Consider the following 554-nt stretch of genomic DNA (forward strand, 5'->3'; position numbering starts at 1 on the left):
TCGTTCGCGCCGACAATGGTGATGGTCACGGTGTGGCTGGCGGTGCCATCGGCACTGGTGACCGTGATGTCACGGGTCAGGGTTTCACCCGCCTTGAGTGACTGCACGTCGCTGTGGCTGTTGTTTAAGGTGTAGGTCCAGTTACCGTCGGCATCAATGCTGAAGAAACCGTAGTTGCCATCGGCGACATTGGTTTGCACTTGGAATACCGCTTCGCCGTTGTCGACGTCGGTGACGGTTAAGGTGCCGGCCACCGTTTGTACTGTGCCTGGCAGGGTGTCGGAATCGCCGTCTTCGGTGACGGTGCCAGCATCGCTGTCGCCGTTACCGACCGTGATGTCAGCGGGATCGTTCGCGCCGACAATGGTGATGGTCACGGTGTGGCTGGCGGTGCCATCGGCACTGGTGACCGTGATGTCACGGGTCAGGGTTTCACCCGCCTTGAGTGACTGCACGTCGCTGTGGCTGTTGTTTAAGGTGTAGGTCCAGTTACCGTCGGCATCAATGCTGAAGAAACCGTAGTTGCCATCGGCGACATTGGTTTGCACTTGGAA

Annotated in this window: 1 protein-coding gene; it reads right to left on the reverse strand. The window is 58.5% G+C overall.

Features of this window, described 5'->3' with window-relative positions; genetic code table 11:
* Positions 1-554: VCBS domain-containing protein (locus tag KO531_RS22195; protein ID WP_219252247.1), on the reverse strand; the 554-nt coding region annotated here is incomplete at both ends.

The sequence above is a fragment of the Shewanella sp. NKUCC06_TVS genome, from assembly GCF_019345515.1.
GTDB classification, from domain to species: Bacteria; Pseudomonadota; Gammaproteobacteria; order Enterobacterales; family Shewanellaceae; genus Shewanella; species Shewanella oncorhynchi.